Origin of the sequence: Helicobacter brantae, assembly GCF_003364205.1 — a bacterium.
Classification (GTDB): Bacteria; Campylobacterota; Campylobacteria; order Campylobacterales; family Helicobacteraceae; genus Helicobacter_G; species Helicobacter_G brantae.
The window spans coordinates 22,433-42,777 of record NZ_NXLV01000004.1 but is presented as its reverse complement, the minus strand read 5'-3'; the positions used below and the strand labels follow the sequence as shown (position 1 = coordinate 42,777).

The 20,345-nt window shown below is 39.7% G+C and carries 11 protein-coding genes; 6 read left to right on the top strand and 5 right to left on the bottom strand.

Annotated features, from left to right (window positions below; genetic code table 11):
• Positions 1–61: 61 nt before the first annotated feature.
• Positions 62–2,206, bottom strand: coding sequence for a flagellar hook protein FlgE (flgE, locus tag CQA58_RS03150; protein WP_115569270.1), 2,145 nt, complete (start codon positions 2,204–2,206; stop codon positions 62–64).
• 105 nt (positions 2,207–2,311) lie between these two features.
• Here flgE and recG point away from each other — a divergent pair, with 105 nt between their 5' ends.
• From recG to CQA58_RS03125, 5 genes are read left to right on the top strand one after another with little or no spacing between them, the layout of a single operon-like run.
• On the top strand, positions 2,312–4,141 hold the full coding sequence (gene recG / locus CQA58_RS03145) for an ATP-dependent DNA helicase RecG (RefSeq protein ID WP_115569269.1): 1,830 nt from the start codon (positions 2,312–2,314) through the stop codon (positions 4,139–4,141).
• Between the two features lie 39 nt (positions 4,142–4,180).
• Positions 4,181–6,511: an outer membrane protein assembly factor BamA gene (gene bamA / locus CQA58_RS03140; RefSeq protein WP_245942753.1), complete on the top strand. Its 2,331-nt coding sequence runs from the start codon at positions 4,181–4,183 to the stop codon at positions 6,509–6,511.
• Positions 6,511–7,560: a dehypoxanthine futalosine cyclase gene (locus tag CQA58_RS03135; RefSeq protein ID WP_115569267.1), complete on the top strand. Its 1,050-nt coding sequence runs from the start codon at positions 6,511–6,513 to the stop codon at positions 7,558–7,560. The genes bamA and CQA58_RS03135 overlap by 1 nt, the downstream gene beginning before the upstream one ends.
• A gap of 38 nt (positions 7,561–7,598) precedes the next feature.
• Positions 7,599–8,840, top strand: a complete 1,242-nt coding sequence (locus CQA58_RS03130) for a M16 family metallopeptidase (protein WP_245942751.1) — start codon at positions 7,599–7,601, stop codon at positions 8,838–8,840.
• Between the two features lie 2 nt (positions 8,841–8,842).
• Positions 8,843–9,196, top strand: a complete 354-nt coding sequence (locus tag CQA58_RS03125) for a DUF1304 domain-containing protein (RefSeq protein WP_115569265.1) — start codon at positions 8,843–8,845, stop codon at positions 9,194–9,196.
• Here the strand turns inward: CQA58_RS03125 and CQA58_RS03120 are convergent.
• A complete protein-coding gene (locus CQA58_RS03120; protein ID WP_115569264.1) occupies positions 9,193–10,215 on the bottom strand; it encodes a bifunctional 3,4-dihydroxy-2-butanone 4-phosphate synthase/GTP cyclohydrolase II in 1,023 nt (340 codons plus the stop codon). The genes CQA58_RS03125 and CQA58_RS03120 overlap by 4 nt on opposite strands.
• A gap of 9 nt (positions 10,216–10,224) precedes the next feature.
• Entirely contained in the window at positions 10,225–10,569 is a 345-nt protein-coding gene (locus CQA58_RS03115; RefSeq protein WP_115569263.1) for a chaperone NapD, read from the bottom strand.
• A gap of 247 nt (positions 10,570–10,816) precedes the next feature.
• Here CQA58_RS03115 and CQA58_RS03110 point away from each other — a divergent pair, with 247 nt between their 5' ends.
• Positions 10,817–18,670, top strand: coding sequence for a hypothetical protein (locus tag CQA58_RS03110; RefSeq protein WP_115569262.1), 7,854 nt, complete (start codon positions 10,817–10,819; stop codon positions 18,668–18,670).
• A gap of 694 nt (positions 18,671–19,364) precedes the next feature.
• On the opposite strand, the gene CQA58_RS03105 is transcribed toward CQA58_RS03110, so the two are convergent.
• Both CQA58_RS03105 and CQA58_RS03100 read right to left on the bottom strand, forming a co-directional pair.
• Positions 19,365–19,691 (bottom strand): cyclin family protein, encoded by a 327-nt coding sequence (locus CQA58_RS03105; RefSeq protein ID WP_115569261.1) that lies wholly within the window; start codon positions 19,689–19,691, stop codon positions 19,365–19,367.
• The gene (locus CQA58_RS03100; RefSeq protein ID WP_115569260.1) at positions 19,688–20,296 is read right to left on the bottom strand and encodes an MBL fold metallo-hydrolase; all 609 of its coding nucleotides are present in this window, start codon (positions 20,294–20,296) and stop codon (positions 19,688–19,690) included. Before CQA58_RS03100 ends, CQA58_RS03105 begins: the two co-directional genes overlap by 4 nt.
• Between the last annotated feature and the right edge of the window lie 49 nt (positions 20,297–20,345).

Sequence of the window (20,345 nt, the reverse complement as noted above, 5' to 3'; positions counted from 1 at the left end):
TTTCAAAATAAAACAATTATTGTAACCAAAGAAAAAGAATTAGGGGGCATTGCCCCCAAGATTATTGCTTAAGCGATAAAAGAGTATTGAGGATTTGATCTGAAGTGGTTACTGCCTTAGAGTTGGCTTGGAATCCTCTTTGAGTTACGATGAGTTGAGTAAGGCTTCTTGAGAGATCCACATTACTCATCTCTAGCTTATTGCCTGATACTCCTCCTCTTCTTCCTGTATTGGGTGCTCCCACGATTGGAGTCCCTGAGTTTGCACTTGCTGAGAAGAGATTGCCCCCATCTGCTTGAAGTCCTGAGTTATTGGCAAAGTTGGCAAGTGCGACTTGTGCTAGGGCGATTGTGCGACCATTGCTGAAAGCTCCAAGCAGGTTTCCATTGTTATCAAATCGAATATCTGCCAAATCCCCTGCTTGATATCCATTTTGATCAATCGCATAAGTTTCAGAAACCTTATCCACACTTGTTAGTCCATCAAAAGCCTTGTTTGAACCAAAAGCCAAATCGATTCTTTGAGGAGTTTTAGCACCATTTTGAGGTTCAAACTCCAAAGTCGGAGGATAAATCCCTGCCAAACTTCCATCACCATTGAATGTTACTCTACCTCCCTCAAAAATATTGGGATAAGCCTCACTTGCACCGATGATTTTTGCAGGTGTTGGCACTACTGCACGGAATTTCCACTCTAGCGGACCACTCTTATAAAACTCAAGTCTGACATTGTGCTTTGATCCCAAAGAGTCAAAAATATCAATACTTGCACTATGCACAGCTTTTGTAAATCTTGCTGAAGTTGTAGGTTTGCCCCCTTCAAGCAAGGCTGAAGTATTGAGTGTCGCCATTGCATCACGGAAGAGAATGTTACTTGCCACATTATCAGAGCTATACCCTGTTACAAGGATACTCATCGTATCATCAACTCCATTGCCATCTTCTTTGTTTTGGATTTCAAACATTCCATATTTATTGACCGTTACAGCAATACTTGAAGTGCTATCTTTATAGGGGCCATCAGGGTTTTTGACCATATTAGCATCGTGTTGGATTAGCTCTCGGAGTTGCTCTGTGGTTTTGAATTGCCCTGTGGTGAAGTCTGCATCGTTGTTTGTGGTGTATTTGTATCGGAAAGAAGTAATATCAGCATCACCATTTGCAAAGTTTGCAAACACTCCTGTTCCTGAGTCTGTAACGATAATGTTTTTGAGGTTTTCATTACCCTCTAAATCATTTCTATTCTCAAGTCTTAGCACCCCTGCCTCAATATAGGCTGTAATCCCTGTTTGATCTGTGGCAGCATTGATTGCATCTTTGGCAGCTACTAAGCTTGTAATCCCACTGACATTAGAATCATTGCTAAAGCTAATGAGTGCTCCATTTAGTCCCAGTGTGCTTACTCCCTTGCTATCTACAACCTCTCTAAGCATTTTTGAGTTTTTGTAACTTACCCAAATTCCTTGATCTTCAGTTAGTCCTAGTGCATTTCCTTCAGAGTTGAATAATACTCCCATATCCTCGGCATTTTGTTGAAGTTTGAAATTGGAATCATAGACAGGATTTGTGCCATCAGCTTTGGTGCGAACTGCTGAGTCAAGAGTAGAGATACTTTCCATTTGCTCAATTTTGCGTCCTGAATTGAGATTGGCTCTTAAAGAAATAGATGATGAAGATTTTGCAGGCATTACCATACCTGGATCGATTTGGATTCCTTTGATTGGACCTGTGTTATCCACACTAAAGGCATTGTAATCATTGACATTTTCCAAATCATTTCCTCTAGTCCATCCTTGCACCACATACCCTCCTGTGGTTACAAGATTTCCATTGGCATCAAAGAGAAATTCTCCATTTCTTGTATATTTTTGACTATTTCCTTTATCAGGGCTAACGATAAAAAATCCTTCTCCCTCAATCGCCAAATCAGACTTTACATCAGTGTTTTGCATACTTCCTTGCGAATAAATTCTTGTAGTTGCACCCACACCTACACCTAGTCCTACTGACTTATCGTTTTGTCCTCCAAGACCACTACTTAGAGGGGAAGTCGCCGCATTTCCCACTTGAGAGAGCATATCTGTAAAAGAAGCCCTTGAGTATTTAAATCCCACGGTATTAACATTTGCAATATTGTTACTCTCTACATCAAGAGCAACTTGATGAGCTTGCATTCCGCTCACACCTGACCACAATGATCTAAGCATATTTCATCCTTCATTTCAAAAATTATGCAGACTACTAAGCAAACCCTATTCCAATTTTGATTTTTCAGATACAATGCAATTAAACATTGATATTAAAGGGAAGAAGTGGAAAAAGACTTAGTCAAACTCAAATGCAAAAATCTCTTAGAAGTTGCACTCATCACGCCCAAAGGATATGAAAACTCCCTTTTGCTCCAAAATCTTGACAATCTCCCCTCCACTGGGGTAGTCCAAGCCAAAATCCTCTCACATCATCGCACCCCCAAAACCTTGCAAATAGGAGCATTTCTCCCTTCTTTTAACACCCCCTTAAAAATCACAATCTTCTATCCCAAAAAATACCACACCTCCCTTTTCCCTATCGACTCTACCCTCTACCTACAAGGCAAAATCCAAAAACAATTTGAGCTAGAGATGATTCAGCCCAAAGTCATTAAGCACTTTGGAGAGATTACACCTATCTTTGAGAAAAGAAAGGGGGTAAATCTCTTAGAGCTTACTCGCTCTCTTATCACAGAGCAAAACCTACTCCAAACCCCACTCCCTAGAGAGTATATCCCTCACATTTTGCCAATCTTTCACCCCACTCTCCCCTTCTATCGCCAATACACTTATTATAAGACTTTTCCTCCTAGCTCACTCAAATCCCTCAAATTCATCGAAGTGTTTTTGTATCTTCAATCCCTACAAAAGAAGAAGCGAAATTTTGAAGCAAAATGTATTTGTCAAGGAGAAGTAGAAGGCTTCATCTCCTCTCTCCCTTTCCCCCTCACACAAGGGCAGAGAAATGCCATAGAGCAAATCAGAAAAGACCTCTCTAGCTCCATTGCCTCAAGACGCCTTATAATGGGAGATGTAGGAAGTGGCAAAACGATTGTCATCTTGTGTTCAGTTCTCCTTGCCTACCCTCACAAATCTATCCTTATGGCACCCACTACAATCCTAGCTACCCAACTCTATGAAGAAGCCCAAAAATTCCTCCCCTCCTTTGTGAGAGTGGGATTATTTCTAGGCGATAGAGAGAGCAAAAAGCAAAGCTATCAAGACTTTGATTTCATCATCGGCACTCAAGCCCTAATCCACAGAGATGATAGCCTAGATGATTTTGCACTTGTAATGAGTGATGAGCAACATCGCTTTGGCACACAGCAAAGATTTTTCTTAGAAAAACTTGCCTCAAAAGAAGGCAAAAAGCCCCATATCTTGCAATTCTCTGCCACGCCGATTCCAAGAACTATGGCAATGCTCCAAAGTGATTTGATTTCTCACACTTTTATCAAAGATACTCCCTTTGTCAAAGACATCACCACACAAATCCTCTACAAACAAGACTTTCCCTCTCTTCTAGCTCATATCAAAAAAGAGTTAGAGCAAGATCATCAAGTCATCATCGTTTATCCTTTGGTTGAGGAGAGTGAGAGCTTTGCTTATACTTCACTCAAAGAAGGAGAGGGGTATTGGAGGAAGCATTTTGAAGGGGTGTATTGCACCAATGGAGGGGACAAAGACAAAGACAAAGTCCTCCAAGAGTTTAGAGAAAAAGGCAAGATTTTACTTGCAACCACCCTCATAGAGGTGGGAATCTCCCTGCCACGCCTAAGTACGATTGTGATTGTGGGGGCTGAGAGAATGGGACTTGCCACACTTCATCAGCTTAGAGGGAGGGTGAGCAGAAATGGGCTTAAAGGCTATTGCTTCCTTTTCACCTACTCTCACAATAACCAACGCCTCAAAGACTTCACACAAACCAAAAATGGATTTGAGATTGCTGAACTTGATTTGAAATATCGCAAAGGAGGAGATTTGCTTGAAGGAGAGAGGCAAAGTGGAGATGAATTTAGATTTTTTGACCCTAGCAGTGATTTAGAAATCCTAGAAAATGCCAAAGAAGTGCTTACACAAACCAAAAACGCCCAAAAGCAAGATATAATGTAGAGTTTTTTCTCTCTAAAAATTAAAATATTTGGAATGTGTGTGAGATTTTTAAAAATTTTTATTTATTTTTTTCTCTTTCTAGGGCTTGGAAGCTTTGCATTTGCCAACACCCCAATCCCCCCCAAACTTCCCAAAGGGCAGAAAGGAGGGGTAGTCAAAAAGATTGAATACAATAATATTGTCTATATTTCAGACATTATTGCCAATGAAATTGCCTCTATCCCTCTAGGAGAAGCACTTGATTACAAAGCCCTTGATCGTGCAATTATCGCCTTTTATGAGCAGGGATATTTTGAGGATATTTGGGTAACTTTTGATAATGGCACTCTAAGCTTTTATTTCAAAGAAAAACCACGCATTGGAAGTATCGAAGTCAAAGGCTATGGCAACGAATCTGAGCGAACAGCACTCATTGATCAGCTAGGACTAAAGAGAGGAGATATGTTTGATACCCTCAAGCTTGAGAGAGCCAAGCAGACGATCAAAGCCATTTTGGAGCAAAAGGGCTATTATGGAAGCGTAGTTGAATTTACCTCTACTCCTATTGCCCAAAGCAATGCCTTTAACCTCATCGTCAATATCAATCAAGGAAATGAGATTATTATCCAAAATGCAATCTATGAGGGGAGAAAAGAGCTAAGTGTAGGGGATATTGAAGAGCTTACAGCCAACAAAGAAAAAGACTTTTTAGGCTGGATGTGGGGCTTTAATGATGGAAAACTCCACCTCAATGAGCTAGAGTATGACTCTCTAAGAATCCAAGATGCTTATATGAGAAAAGGATTTTTGGACGCTCAAGTTTCCTCTCCATTTTTGAGCGTAAATTTCAACGACTACAACGCCACACTATTTTATAAAATCACTGAAGGGGTAAGATATAAAATCTCTGATGTCAAAATCGTGCTAGAAACCCCTGTGATTGAAGAAGAGGAGCTTTACTCAGGACTAAAAATCAAAAAGGGAGAATATTTTGATGTCCAAAACCTCAGAGCAGATATGGATAGTATCAAAACCAAAGTCGCAGATATCGGCTATCCCTTTGCCAATGTCAATCCTGATTTGGACAAAAAAGATGGCGAAGTGGGGGTGATCTATTATGTGAGTGCAGGGAAAAAGGTGTATATCAATGATGTTATCATCTCAGGAAATACACGCACAGCTGATAGAATCATTCGTCGTGAAATCCTCCTAGCACCGGGCGATCTCTACAACCTCACCAAAGTTAGACAATCTGAAAACGCTCTTAGAAGACTAGGATTCTTTGAGGTTGTCAAAATCGATACCAAGAGAATTAGTGATGATTCTATGGATTTGCTTGTTTCTGTTACAGAGACACGCACAGGGGAGCTAATGTTTGGTTTGGGGTATGGAAGCTATGACAAAATCACAGTCAATGCTTCAGTGAGAGAGAGAAATCTCTTTGGGACAGGAAATAGTGCCCAAGTATATATGGATATCTCCAAAACTCGCCAACTCTACAATATCGGACTAACCAACCCTAGAATCTTTGATAGCCGATATAGTGCTTCTTTTGAGATTTTTAGAAGCTCTTATACGGATTGGAACTACACAGAGAATAACACAGGATTTAGTATCAGCGTAGGGCGATTGCTGACAAACTTTTTGCGATTTGGACTGACCTATAACCTCTCTCGCTCTCAAATCAATGACTTTGGAAGCGAAAGCTATAAAAGTTTTTATAGCATTTTATTTCACGATAATCTTGAGCCGTGGAAAAGCTCGATTACTCCAAGCCTTAGCTTTGATAATACCGATGATTACTACTTCCCCAAAAACGGATTTATCGCCTCAACTTACCTAGAGTATGCGGGATTAGGAGGAGATGAGAAATACACCAAGCTCTATGGAAAGTTTGCAGCCTATCATCACCTCAAGTCTTGGATGAAAATTGATTTGATTGCACGATACAAAGCCCAAGCAGGATATATCTTTGATGAGGGCTTTACTCCTGTAACTAATCTCTTCTCAATGGGGGGAATCAGCACGATTAGAGGATACCAAAGTGGCTCACTCTCTCCAGCTCCAACAAATGCCCAAGGTTTTTATGTAGGTGGAAATTATATGTTTACAAACTCAGTAGAGCTTAGCTATGGACTTTTTGAATCCTTGCAGATGAGAATCTCAGCATTCTATGACTTTGGAATTATTGGAAATCATAAAAGAAGTCTTGGTTGGAATGGTTATGATTTTCCACTCAGTAATGAGCCAATTATGCGACAATCAGCAGGACTTGCAATTGAATGGGTTTCTCCTATTGGACCTATTGTGCTAGTTTTCCCTTGGGCGATTGATCCAAAACCAGGAGATAAAACCTCAAACTTTGAATTCACTATGGGAACAAGATTCTAATGAAACGCTATAACGATAAAGAGATTTTAGAAATCCTTCAAAACACACCATTAAAGGCTCTAGGAAAGAGAGCCAATGAAGTCAAACAAGAGCTTCACCCTGATAATATCATCACTTTTGTGATTGATAGAAATATCAATTACACCAATATTTGCTGGGTGGATTGTAAGTTTTGTGCTTTTAAGCGAAGAGTTGATGAGAGTGGGATTTATATCTTAAGTTTTGAAGAGATTGATCAAAAGATTGATGAGCTTCTCTCTATCGGAGGGACGCAGATTCTCTTTCAAGGGGGCGTTCATCCCAAACTTCAGATTGAGTGGTATGAAGATTTAGTCTCTCACATTCACAAAAAATACCCCACTATCACAATTCACGGCTTTTCAGCTATTGAAATCAACTACATTGCCAAAATCTCCAAACTCCCCATCTCTGAAGTTTTGCTTAGGCTTCAGAGTGCAGGGCTTAGCTCAATCCCAGGGGCAGGAGCAGAAATCCTAAGCGATAGGGTGCGTGATATTATCGCTCCCAAAAAACTCTCAACTCAAGAGTGGCTAGAAGTGCATAGAGAAGCTCACAAAATCGGTATGAAAACCACGGCAACGATGATGTTTGGAAGTGTTGAGAGTGATGAGGATATTATCGAGCATTTAAGCCACATTAGAAATCTGCAAGATGAGTTTGGTGGATTTAGAGCATTTATCCTTTGGAGTTTTCAGCCCTCACACACTCCACTCAAAGCCCAATTCCCCCACCTCCACTCTGCAAGCTCCAATCGTTATCTCAAACTCCTCTCCACCTCAAGACTCTACCTTGATAACTTCAAAAATATCCAAAGCTCTTGGGTAACACAAGGTAGCCATATCGGACAACTTGCCTTGCTTTTTGGGGCAAATGATTTGGGAAGCACGATGATGGAAGAAAATGTCGTATCTTCAGCAGGGGTAAGCCATAGTATGAATATGCAAGAGATGATTTCTCTCATCAAAGACATTGGGGGTATCCCTGCCAAACGCGACACAGCTTACAATATCTTGGAGGTTTTCAAATGAAAAAACTATTCTCAACATTACTATTTTTAGGAGGCATTATGCTAGGTGCAAATTTCAAAACGATTTCTATCTCAGGAGTAGAAGTCCCTCTTATCTATGAGCAAAGCTCGATTATCCCCACAGGGGCGATTCAGCTTATTTTTGCAAATTCAGGAAGTGCTTATAATGGAGAAACTCAAGGACTTTCTTATCTCTCTTCTCTTATCCTCAATGAGGGGACAAAGGATTTAGGGAGTGTAGGGTTTGCTCAACTTTTGGAAGAAAAGGCGATTTCTTTGCACATCTCAAGCTCTCAAGAGTTTTTGGAGTTTGATCTTTCTTTCCTCAAAGAGCAAGAAGAAAACTCTATCAATCTCCTCTCTTTGCTCCTTGACTCTCCCAACTTCACAAATGACGCCCTGCAAAAAGTCAAAGATAGAGCAATGGCTTCACTTCTAGCCAAAGAGAGTGATTTTGACTATCTAGCCAGTAGTGGACTCTCTCAAATCCTTTTCAAAAACACTCCATTACAATACCCCCAAAGAGGGACACTCTCCTCTATCCAATCCATCAACCTAGAGCAAATCCAAACTTTCCTCAAAAATGCCCTTACCCTCTCTCATCTCTATATCGTCATCGGTGGGGATTTGGATATTGACTCCACACTTACAAAACTCACCCCACTCTTACAAAAACTCCCCATAGGCTCTCCCAAAACTACTCAAACCTATCAAGCCAACTCCACTCCACAGACTAAAACTCAATACAAGCAAACACAACAAGCCTATATCTACTTTGGAGCACCTTTCCACCTCAAAGACTATCAAGAGCAATCTCACAAAGTCAAAGTAATGAGCTTCATTCTTGGAGCTAGTGGGTTTGGCTCAAGAATGATGGAAGAGATTAGAGTGAAAAATGGATTAGCCTATTCAGCTTATCTAAGAATCAACCTCACAAACCTAGCAAACTATGCAAGTGGTCATCTCCAAACCAAAGTCGCCAACCAAAACCAAAGCATCGAGCTTGTCAAAAAAGTAGTATCTGATTTTGTGAAAAATGGCGTAACACAAGAAGAGCTTGATAGTGCCAAGAAATTTCTTCTAGGCAGTGAGCCTTTGAGGAATGAAACCCTAAGCCAACGCCTAAGCACAGCGTTTGCAAACTTCTATCGAGGGTTAAGCCTTGACTACAATAAGCAGGAGCTAGAAAAGATTCAAAATCTCACACTTGAAGATCTCAATACCTTCATCAAATCTCACAAAGAGATTTTGGAGATGAGTTTTAGCATCGTTACACAATAGTGATGAAAACCCTTGCTTTAGTGCTTTGTCTTTGTGTCGCTTTGGAACATCTCTTTATCGCCTATATTGAGCTTTTTGCGACACATCGTCCTATTTGCTCCAAACTCTTTAGGCTCAAACCTGAAGTATTGCAAAATCCAAACATTCAAAATCTTTTCAAAAATCTAGGGATTTATAATCTCTGTGTAGCACTTGGATTGCTCTATGGGACAATCTTCTCCCACTATCAAATCCAAGTGATTTTTTTGCTCTTTATCATCATTGTAGGAATCTATGGAAGTCTTAGCTCTAAATCTATATTTTTCAAACAAGCATTACCTGCTCTTGTGGCTTTGGTGCTTTTAGCCCTCTTCTAAAGCACCTCAACTCTAGCAAGATTGACACCAAATCCCCCAAGCCCTGCAAACTCTTTATCTCCCTTTGAGCTAAGCAACACAAAATCACTCACCCCCAAAGCTTTGAGGATTTGAGCTCCGATTCCAAAACTTCTTTGCTCTCCTTTGTGTGAGGGGTGAAGACATACAAGATATCCTCCCTCTCTCACCAATCTCTCAACTCCTCTGCTTAACACCTCATACCCCCTTCTATCACTCAATAGCTCCACATCACCCCCCATAGAATGAAACTTCACATAAGGATTCCCCCCCTTATCTCCAAACCCAAACACAAGATGAGAATACCCCAAATGATCGACAAACTCAAATCTCTCACACTCCACCCCACAAAAGCTTCCCCTTCCCCTGCTTTCAAGTCGCACAAGATTCTCATATCTCAAGCGATACTCCACAATATCAGAGACATAGAGTGTCTTAAGATTGTGCTTTTTGGCAAATTCAAAAAGAAACTTATCCCCTCTCCTTGCCATACTTCCATCTTCTTTCATAATCTCACAAATCACAGCCACAGGAGCAAGTCCTGAAAGAGTGCAGAGATCCACACTTGCCTCTGTATGTCCCGTTCTCACAAGCACTCCACCTTTTTTGGCAATGAGGGGGAAAATATGCCCAGGTCGGACAAAATCTGAGGGCTTTGATGAAGAATCACACATCAAAGAAATTGTCATATCTCGCTCATAGGCCGAAATCCCTGTGCTTGCTTCTTTGGCATCAATTGAGATTGTAAAAGCTGTGTGATGAGCCGAATCATTACAAGCCACCATAGGAGCAAGCTCCAATCTATCAGCCAACTCTTGAGTAATAGACACACAGATTAGCCCCCTAGCCTCTTGAGCTAGAAAATTTACCTTCTGAGGAGTGCTGAAAATCCCTGCATAAACCAAATCCCCCTCATTCTCTCTATCCTCATCGTCCATCACGATAAGCATTTCACCATTTTTGAAAGCCTCAATCGCTTCTTGCACTCTCTCAATCACCATTTTCTCTCCCTAGTCTTTGTGCATTTGATTATAGACACTTCCACTATATCGCACCTCTTCAATCGGTGTGCTATCATCTAGGATTGGGGAGAGTTCAGTAGAGATATTCTCTCTTGCCCTCTCTAACTCCTCTTCACTATAACTATAATGCATATTTGCCTCTATTACCCCCTCAATCCCACTCACTCGCTCCAATATCTCCATCTCCCCCTCTACACCCTCAGCTTCAATGCTGATGATGATAATCCCCCTCTCTTTATCGCACAGATGCACCTCACACCCTGCAATTTTGTCAATCTCTTCAATCACGCTTTGAGGTTTTTGTGTGTAAATAATTGCACTTGAAATATTCAATCTCTATCCTTTAATAAAATTTTTTGAAGTATAACCAACCTAGCTCTAAACTCTACACAAATCTGCTTCTTTCACTTCCTACTTTCAAAAATCTTTACCTCTCTTATAAGCCTATAAATAGGGTTTTTATCTCTCTATCCCCCCCCCCCCAAGTGTGAAATTTTGAGTCTATTTACTCAACATTTACGATAAAATTTTGACTTGATATCTTACTTTTAGGAGAAAATGATGAAGAAATTACGCACCTATGGGGGGGGGGGTAGTAGCCGATTCTAACACCCTCTCTTCTCAAACTCTAGTCGCTAAACCTAGCAGATTTTTTAAGCCTCTTATTGCAAGTTCTTTAGCTCTTGCTCTTGGTGTGAGTGTAGTGAGTGCTGATACAAGTATTACCATTCCGAATGATCCAAATTCTGGATGGAATTTTATTTGGAATGGAGTTGATGGATCTCAAGCAGGTGGAAGCAACACTGATGTTTATCAACCCGCACTTAATAGTGGAACAGATCCCATTCAAACCCTCACTTTTCAATTTGGAGGAAGTAGCGTAAGTGGAAGTGGAAATGCCACAACATATACAGCTACAACAAACGACACAAGCATTACTTTAAATGGTGGTGGAAAAGCCATTCAGATGGGAGATGGCACAGGAACACTTAATGTTAATTTTTCAAATATTAACAATACCAATTTCACTCTTGATTTATCTAACACAGCCAATTTAACATATTCATTTGTGGGCAATATTGCAACACTAGGAACAAACTATAACGGTAGTAGATATTTTAAGGCCACTTTTGGTGCAAGTGTCAAGGGAAATATCACTCTTGATAGTGGAGGATTAACCAATACAAGTAATCCCGCCCTCACATTCAACAATGGTGCAAAATTGGAAGGAAATCTAAATGTAAATTTTGAAGATACAGGCATTGTGTTTAATGGAGAGGGTGGAGCTATCACAGGAAAGGTTTCCAAAACTAGCACAGGAGGATTGACTATCAATTTTGATGATACTCATGGTGGAAGTATTGAAGATGGTATTACAATTTCAGGTGGTAACACCAATACAAATATAAACATCAATAACCTCACAACCATCACTGGAGCTATCAGTCTTTCTAGTAGCACAAATGCCTTTAATTTTATTGGCGACAGCAAAACAATTACGGGAGATATCAATCTCTCAGGTGGGACAACGACGATCAATAATCTATCAACGATGACAGGAAATATCAATGCAAGTAATGGTGGAACAATTATCTTTGGGACCAATACGCAAGTAGATGGCAATATTGACACATATCGAAGTGATTATGTGGATTATACTACAACAATCAAAGGACTAGGGAGCATAAACAATATTACCACTACTGGGAATGCTGATTATGTAAGGACAAGATTCTCAAAGATTATTTTTGGAAATGATGCTAAAGTTTATGGAACAATTAGAGCCAAAAATTACGCTGTCAATCATCTTGTATTTACTCAAGCATCTACACTGAAAGCAAAAAATAATAATGGTATTGAAATACTAGCTAACCAAACAGTAAGCGGACTTGGCTCATTCTCTAAAAATATTCTGATTTTTTCTGGTAACACTACAGCAAAAATAAGCACACTTTCTGCAAGTGGAGACTACTCTTATGGTGTCCTAGCAGAACACACTTTCAATGCATTAAACTACAACGCCAATGCCACCAACAGCACAGAGATTGCTTCCATAACCTCTAGTCGAGGTTACAATCTGATTGGAAAAGATTTAGTTACCTATACGGCAAGTGGTGAGACGATAACCTACAATGCCAATATATTTCAAGATCATGGCGACTATAAAAAGCAAATTAAAGACACAGCCCTATCTGAGTTTGTCAAAACCTCTCATTCTGCATCAGGAACTTTTGTGTTTGGTGTCGATAACACTTCAAATGCCATCAATACAACTGGAAGTGGAAAAAACTACATCAACATCAATGGAATCACCACAATTAAAGGAAATATTTTTACCTTAGACAAAGTATCCAATCTTACTGTTGAGAATCACAACAATCTCCTCGTCCTTACAGGGACTTCAGCTACACTTGGAGAGAATAGCAACACAATCTCTATCAAGGTAGATAATGGGGGAAATGTTGCAAATCATAGAAACTCGACAAACACTCTTTTACTGGGAGCAACCACCAATACTCTTAATCTCACAGAGCTATCAGCACTGGGAACTTGGGGAGCAACTCCTGCAAAAAACTTCAATGCCATAAGCATTAACAGTGGTGCAACAACAGCCAATATCACAACAATCAGCTCTGATTATGGAAACAATATTATTGGTAAAGATCTCATTACTCAAGCTAGTGGTTATGACACCACTTTATTTACAGGTGCTAATAATGCAGTAATGAATACCACAAACTTTGCCTCTACCTTTATGTCTAGCACTTATACAGCCACAGGGACTTATACTTTTGGCTCAGTCACAGCAGGGAATGGAGGAAACTATATCAATGTAGAAAACCTCACTATCACAGGAGCAATCACGGCAAACGGAGGAAATAATTATATCCACACCTCAGGCACTAGCTCTTTGGCTTCAATCACAACTGGAAATAACACAAACCAAATAATGCTCAATGGAAGCATCAACTCAATCTCTGGCAATATCACAACCTCAAACTCAGGGACAAACACTATCTCTTCAACACAAGATTTGCAAATCTCCAAATCAGGAGAACTTCAAATCTCTGCACAATGGGGGAAAAACAGCATTTCTGCTCAAACCATCACTTTGGGAAATGAGAGCAATAAGGTATCTCTAGGTGTAAGTGGAGATAGTGCGACACAAGAAGCAAAAAACTCCATCACTGCTTCAGGAGCTCTAACTGCTCATTTCTCAACAATCTCAACAGCAGGAACTATCAGCAACACAACAAATGGGAAGCATACCAATGAAATCAGTGGTGGTGCAGGAAGTAGTATTTCTATTGAAAGTATGAGTGCTAATAGCAACCAAAGCAACAATACTGCACTCAATAGCAATACAATCACTCTCACTGGAGCAGGGAATATCAGTGTAAGTGAGAATATCAGTGCAGGACATGGGAGCAATACTTTTGTATTCTCTGCAGATAATTCTACTTTTTCTATGGGTGCTTCAAATAGCAAATTAACCCTCAATGGCAATGGAAACAACACCTTTAATATACAAGGAAATACAAAGATTACTTCAGATATCACAGCAGAAAAAACTGCAGGAAGTGGTAAGAATATCTTTAAAATCTCAAATACTAAATCTCTTACTTTTGCCAATAGTGATGATAGTTCAGCCACAACCCTTACTACAAATAGTGGAGCTACAGAAATCAACTTCTTGGGAGATAGTGGTGGTAGCACAGGAACTTTCAGTGGAAATGTAAGCACAACTGGAGGAAGCACCACATTTGTTTTCACGAATGATGGTGGAACTTATAGTCTTGCCAATGGCAATACTCTCTCCACTTCAGGAGCAGGACAGAATATCATCGATCTCTCTAACAAATCTGCCACAATCAGCAATGATTTAAAATTCTCAGGAATTGGAGAAATTTCTAGTGGTGCAGGAAATATTATAAAGATTGGTGCAAATAAAACCCTAACACTCAATAGTGGCAATGGCAATATAAATACATCTAGTGGAGCAACCACTCTTAACTTCAATGGAGCTAATGCAGGATTGAGTGGTAATGTTTCTACAAGTGGTGGAACTACTGCTATCAACTTTAATGACACCTCTAGTATCACAGGAACACTTACTACTTCAAGCACAGGAACTACAAACATTGCAATAACCAATGGAAAAAGTGGAAGCATTAGTGGAGCAGTAACAGCAGGTGGAGAAGCTATGAATATCGACTTCTTGGCTGGAAGTGAGGCAACAACTCTCACACTTGGAAGCAGTGGTAATGGAACTCTCTCTACCACAGCAGGAACTACAAGTATCAATTTTAATGGAAGCAATGGTGTTCTTAGTGGTTTGGTTGATACCAATGGAAGTAATGCCATTACAACAATTGCTATCGCAGATAATAGTGGTGGGACAATCAGTGGAGCTGTAAGCACAAATACCACTAATGGAACTACAAATATCAGTTTTGCAAATGGAGAAAATGCAAAATCCCTTACTCTTAGTGCAAGTGGAAATACGCTCACTAATATCACTTTTGGAGATAATGACTCCACTAACAACACAATCAATCTTGGCAGTGGAAAGACAGAGTTTTTTGATGCAGTTAGTGTAGGTGGGGGTAACACTACTCAAGCTCTAGCTTTCTCTCTCTCAGATGACACAGAACTAGCTCTCACAAAAGGGCTTACTACAGGAAACAATGGAGCAACGACACTTAGTGTTGTCGCAGACGCTACAAATGGTGTAGTTTTGAGTGGGGGAAGTGTAGAACTTACAAGTCTTAATATGGCATTAGGCACAACATCTGCCTCTACTTTGACATTCAAGAATACATCTACGACTATTGACACCTTTACTTCCAATGTATCAGATAGTGTAGTCAATAAGCTAGTTATGGGAGAAGGCTCTAGCAGTGTATCTGTAGGAAGCACAGCAAGTAGGACAAAGTTTGATCTTGATTTTAGCGATACCTCAAATACAGCCAAAACTTTCACGCTTGAGAAAGGAGAGAATACAATCAAGCAACTCACTGTTAGTGATACAGGAGCAAATACACTAGCAATCAAGGCTGGAAGCACGACTATCAATAGCGTGTCTGATTTGTCAGGTAAAGATTTCACTTTGGCACTAAGCTCTGATACTCAAACTCCAAGCAATACACTTGTAAGGCTTGATAGTGCTATCAGTGGAGTTAAGGCAACTTTTAAGGGAGGAACTTCACTTGCTGATCAAGTTCATTTCTCAGAACTTCTTTTGGCAGGAAATGGGACAAATACTCTTAGCAGTGTAACTACAAGTGCCTCAAATGCAAAAATTACACTTGAATCTATAAGTAATGCAGAAATCTCTTCACTTGCATTTAATGACAATGGCTCTATGCTTCTTGGATTTTCAGGAACAGGGGATTCTACTCTCGCCCTAGGTGGTTCTGTGGTTGTGGGTGATAGACAAACGCTAGGAATTTCTATTGGTGGAAGTGGAACAAGAGCATTGAAAGTAGATGGGAATATTACTTTCAATCAAGGCTCAACGCTTGTGATTGATTTCCAAAAAACACAGGCTTCTACTGATAAGATTACAGCTACTTTGGGTGCACAAGGACAAAAATTCACAATTGGAGACAATAGCAATAGTATCATCAACTTGCGTGGTGGAGCAGGAACTTCGACACTCAATGGAAGTATTGAGCTAACAGGTGGAACAAATACAATTAACTTCATTGATACTGCGACAATGGGTGATGTCATCAAGCTCACAAATGGAAGCAATATCATCAATGTTTATGCTGGTGAAGATGAAAGCAATATGATTGTTGGGACAATGGCTGTCAGTGATGTGGGAGGAGTCAATAACACAATCAATCTTGGAAATTTCTCCAAGCTCAATCTTACTGATTCTCATAACACAGCAGGTGCAGGAGAACTCAAAACCACAGCCACAAATATTCTCAATTTCAATGGAAGCAATGCCGTGCTTCAAGGTGGATTTGGTGTGGGTAATGATGGAACAACAGGCACAGCTACAATCAATGTCAAAAACATAGGAGCAGTAATCACAGGCAATGTAACCAATGCAAGTGTTAGCTTTAGTGAGATAGATGACTCCACCCTTACTCTCAAGGGAGCTACAAATACGATTAGCTCACTAGGTGCCACAGATGTTACAGGAAGCAAACTTGTTCTTGATTCCACATCAAACCAAGTTGAAACGACACTTGCCTCAAGTATTACAAGAGATGGAGTGGGATTGAAATTTGGTGTGGGAAGCAATGCAAAAAAATTCATATTCCAAGAAGCTGACAATATCCTCTCAGGGATAGAGCTTGATACAAATGCTTCTACAAACAACACGCTTGCTCTCAATAAAGGCAAAACTACATTTAAGAATGCTATGGTTGTAGGAGCAAGTCAAGGCATTACATTTGAACTAGCAAATAATACAGAACTATCTCTTGATGATGGAATGAGTGGAGCAGGAGATTCTGTGCTAAAAGTGGCTGAGAATGGAAGTGCGACTTTGAGTGGAGGGGCAATCACTCTAAAGACAGCCCATCTCTCAGGAGATGACTCTACTCTTACTTTGAGTGCTCAAAACACCAATATTACCACTCTCAATGCCAATGCTACAACAAGCAATACCCTTGAACTTGATTCTTCTAGCAATAATGTCATTGCAACAATTGGAACAATCAGCAATACCAACAATAATCTTACATTGGCTTTCAAGGGCAATGAAACTTACTCAAATACTCTCAATCTTGAGAATAAAACCCTTCAAAATATAAAAGTTATCTCTGGAGTTAATAACAAGATTGCTTTCTCAGGAAATAACAACACAATCACTCAAGCTTTGGTTACCAATGGAAGTGGAATCACTTTCCAAGTCAATGATAATGCAAAACTTAGCATTACAGAAGCTTTAGATAATAGTAGTGGTGGAAACATTAGTCTTGATCTCCAAAATAACTCAGAGCTAACACTTCACAAATCAAGCACTATCAATTCTTTGAGTGCCAATAATGCCACGATTGATATCCATAATATGGATTCAAATCCACTGACAAGAGGAAGTGGCAACCAATTGGTTATAGGAAACAATGGTGGAAGCTATAAGGGGGTTGCAAGCTTTGTCGTTGATGTGGGTGCTAGTGGAGTAACCGATAGTGTTGTATTCAAAAATGTAACAAAACAAGACAATGGCTCAAAATCTGAGGCAATCATCAAAGTTTTAGGCACATACGATGATATCATCAATAGAGCGACTGATACTTTGGTTGCTAAAGTGATTGATTCAGGTTACAACCCAGAAGATGGTTCAACAGCCAATATGGAAGTTATAGGTGGAAAATCATTGGTTGGAGGAACTGTGGTTGAAGTTCTTGAACTCAATCAACAGGTAACTTTCGATTCGATTAACTACTATATTGGAGCAATTAAAGATGAAGGAGCTCCTATCCAATACCAAGAAGTGGCAAGTTCAGCCCTCACGGTTAATTACGATCTCTATCTTGCCAACTTTAACTCTCTAAATAAAAGAATGGGAGAATTGCGAGAGAGTGAGCATAATCAAGGAGTATGGGCTAGAGTCTTTGGGGGGAATATGAGTAATGACTTTGGAGCAGGTAGCAAGACTGATTACCTCACAGCTCAAGCAGGATATGACTACTCACTTAGCATAGGAGAGAGTGCAAGAAACTTTATGGGAATCGCAGTGGCTTATGGAACTTCTGATACAAAAGGAAATACTCTAAGTATGAATGGACTTGTAGGAGCAAGTGATAGTATCTCACTTGATAAAGTCAATTCCAATATGATTGAAGTTGGGCTTTATAACTCCTATGTTGCTGATAGTGGTTGGTATAATGACACAATTCTCAAGTTTGATTACATTATGAGTGAATTTTCTTTGAGTAATGATCCAAATACAATGAGTAATACTAGCAACTTTGCAATGGTGCTAAGTGATGAGTTTGGGTATCGCTATAAATTTGCTGAAAGTGAAAAAGGAAGCTGGTATATTGATCCTCAAGTAGAAGTCGCCTTTGGATACTTCAATCAAAGCGATTTCAATCGTGAGATGTATAATATGGTGGGAACTAGCACCACAATGCAAGCCACCCAAGATAGTATCCTCACTCTAAGGACTAGAGCTGGAGCAAGTCTAGGGAAGAAATTCACCACTGAGAAAGGATTTGCAAGTCTTTATGTAGGAGCATTCTATGAGTATGATTATATCAATGGTGGAAGTGCAAGTATGCAAGGTGAAGTAGGAGGAACAACTACTACACTTGATAGTATTGAGAGCAATGGAAGAGCAGTGCTAAATATAGGAAGCAATATTGAGCTAACTAAGGGAGCTAGAATGTATATCGATGTGGAAAAGAGCTTTGGAGATAAGCAAAGAACATTTATGCAGTTTAATCTTGGAGCAAGATATAGCTTCTAGGATATAAGGATAGAGAAAAGGGAGTGGGAGAAAATGGGGGAGTGGAAATCAAACCCTTATCAAAAGGGCTTATCATAGATAGATAGTAGGTTTGCTGATACCTCTATGAGAGATTAAAGAGGGTTCTCAAAGTAGAGGTATCACAGAGCCTACTGCTTTGTTGAGATTTTTTATCTTAAATAAGGCTCTGTTTTTCTTGTCAGTTTTTCTCATTATTTAGAGTGCGCTTGGCTCACTCTAGCAAAGATTTGCTGATACTTCTTTAGCTTAAGCAAGGAAGTATCACAAAGTTTTTCCCCTAGCCTATTGCAAGAGGGTATAAAAGTCCTCTTTGAGTATTTCCATAAGAAAAAAGCTCCAAAAATAAATAAAAACATTATTTTTATTAGTTAATCTCATAAAAAGGCATTTTTTCTCATTTACCCCTTTACTTTTTGTTTATTTTTGATTAAAATAAGAGTTTTGCATTAAGGCTCGATGATGCTCCCTCGCTTATGAGGGGACATCACAGAGTTTTATGTCTTATTGGTGGGTTTTTCATTATGATTGTCTCCTTTAATTTTCATAAAATCCAATAAGACAAGCTCCCTGCTAGGAGTGTTTTTGTCTCCTTTTATATTTTCTGACCTTCTAGCTAGGAAAACACCTCTGATCCCCCCCCCCCTAGAGGTGTTTGAAGAGTGAAACTCTGTTTTTATCCTTTGCTTACTCCTGAGAGTTTTCCAACTTCTTTGGTAAAAGTTGCTTTGAGAATATTAGTAGAGATATAGAAAAACACGATTTTGTCTTCCAAGAAAATATACGCCACACGGCAATCAAGATGAGTATCTAGTGGGATTTTGTATTCATAGATTGTTTTGTGAAGGTATTTATAGAATCTCACGGTTTTGATTTTGTGAGGGGAATTGGCGATGAGTTCATTTGTCTGATAGATTTTCTCTTTGATTTTCTCCTCATAAGCTTTGTGGTGTTCAAAAAACTTCTTAAACACCCCACCCTCTTCTATGACAATCTCTTTCACCCTATCCTCCCTATCCACATATCCATATGCTTCTGCTCACTTGCCACGCTTGTGTCCTCGCCGTGTCCTGCGTGGATAGGCAAATCTCTTGGAAAGCTCTTAAATCTCTGCAAACTCTCTTTCATATCACTTGGATTGCTATAAGCAAAGTCATATCTTCCAATACAGCGATAGAAGATAAAATCCCCACTAAATAGATGAGAATCCACCTCAATCATACAGCACCCCGGTGTATGCCCTGGGAAGTGATGAAAAGTGATTTTTATCCCCTCAATCTCAAGGCTCTCACTTCCCTTGTTAGTCTTGATCGTCTGAGTGGGAGGGCAAGGGGTGAGTCCTAGCTCAAAGCAATCACTCTCTAGCATAAAGCTATCTTCTTGATGAATGATGAGGGGGAGTGAGGGATAAACCCTTTTTAGCTCAGCATTGCTCCAAATATGATCAAAATGCCCGTGAGTATTGAGAAGTGCTAGAGGGTTGGCACAATTTTGCTTCACCCACTCACTCGCCCCAATCCCTGCATCGATGATGAGTTCGCCTTGTGGGAATTTCAAGATATAGCAATTTGTCTGATAGTCCCCAAAGGGGTGCTTTAGAATTTCCATAATATTCCTTATATTTTGTTGATAAAATGGTTATTATATTAGCTTTTTG

Excerpts from the sequence above, each read along its gene's own strand:
- flgE (WP_115569270.1), bottom strand. The coding sequence starts at position 2,206 with ATGCTTAGATCATTGTGGTCAGGTGTGAGCGGAATGCAAGCTCATCAA.
- CQA58_RS03135 (WP_115569267.1), top strand. The coding sequence starts at position 6,511 with ATGAAACGCTATAACGATAAAGAGATTTTAGAAATCCTTCAAAACACA.
- CQA58_RS03130 (WP_245942751.1), top strand. The coding sequence starts at position 7,599 with ATGCTAGGTGCAAATTTCAAAACGATTTCTATCTCAGGAGTAGAAGTC.
- CQA58_RS03125 (WP_115569265.1), top strand. The coding sequence starts at position 8,843 with ATGAAAACCCTTGCTTTAGTGCTTTGTCTTTGTGTCGCTTTGGAACAT.
- CQA58_RS03120 (WP_115569264.1), bottom strand. The coding sequence starts at position 10,215 with ATGGTGATTGAGAGAGTGCAAGAAGCGATTGAGGCTTTCAAAAATGGT.
- CQA58_RS03110 (WP_115569262.1), top strand. The coding sequence starts at position 10,817 with ATGGGGGGGGGGGTAGTAGCCGATTCTAACACCCTCTCTTCTCAAACT.
- CQA58_RS03100 (WP_115569260.1), bottom strand. The coding sequence starts at position 20,296 with ATGGAAATTCTAAAGCACCCCTTTGGGGACTATCAGACAAATTGCTAT.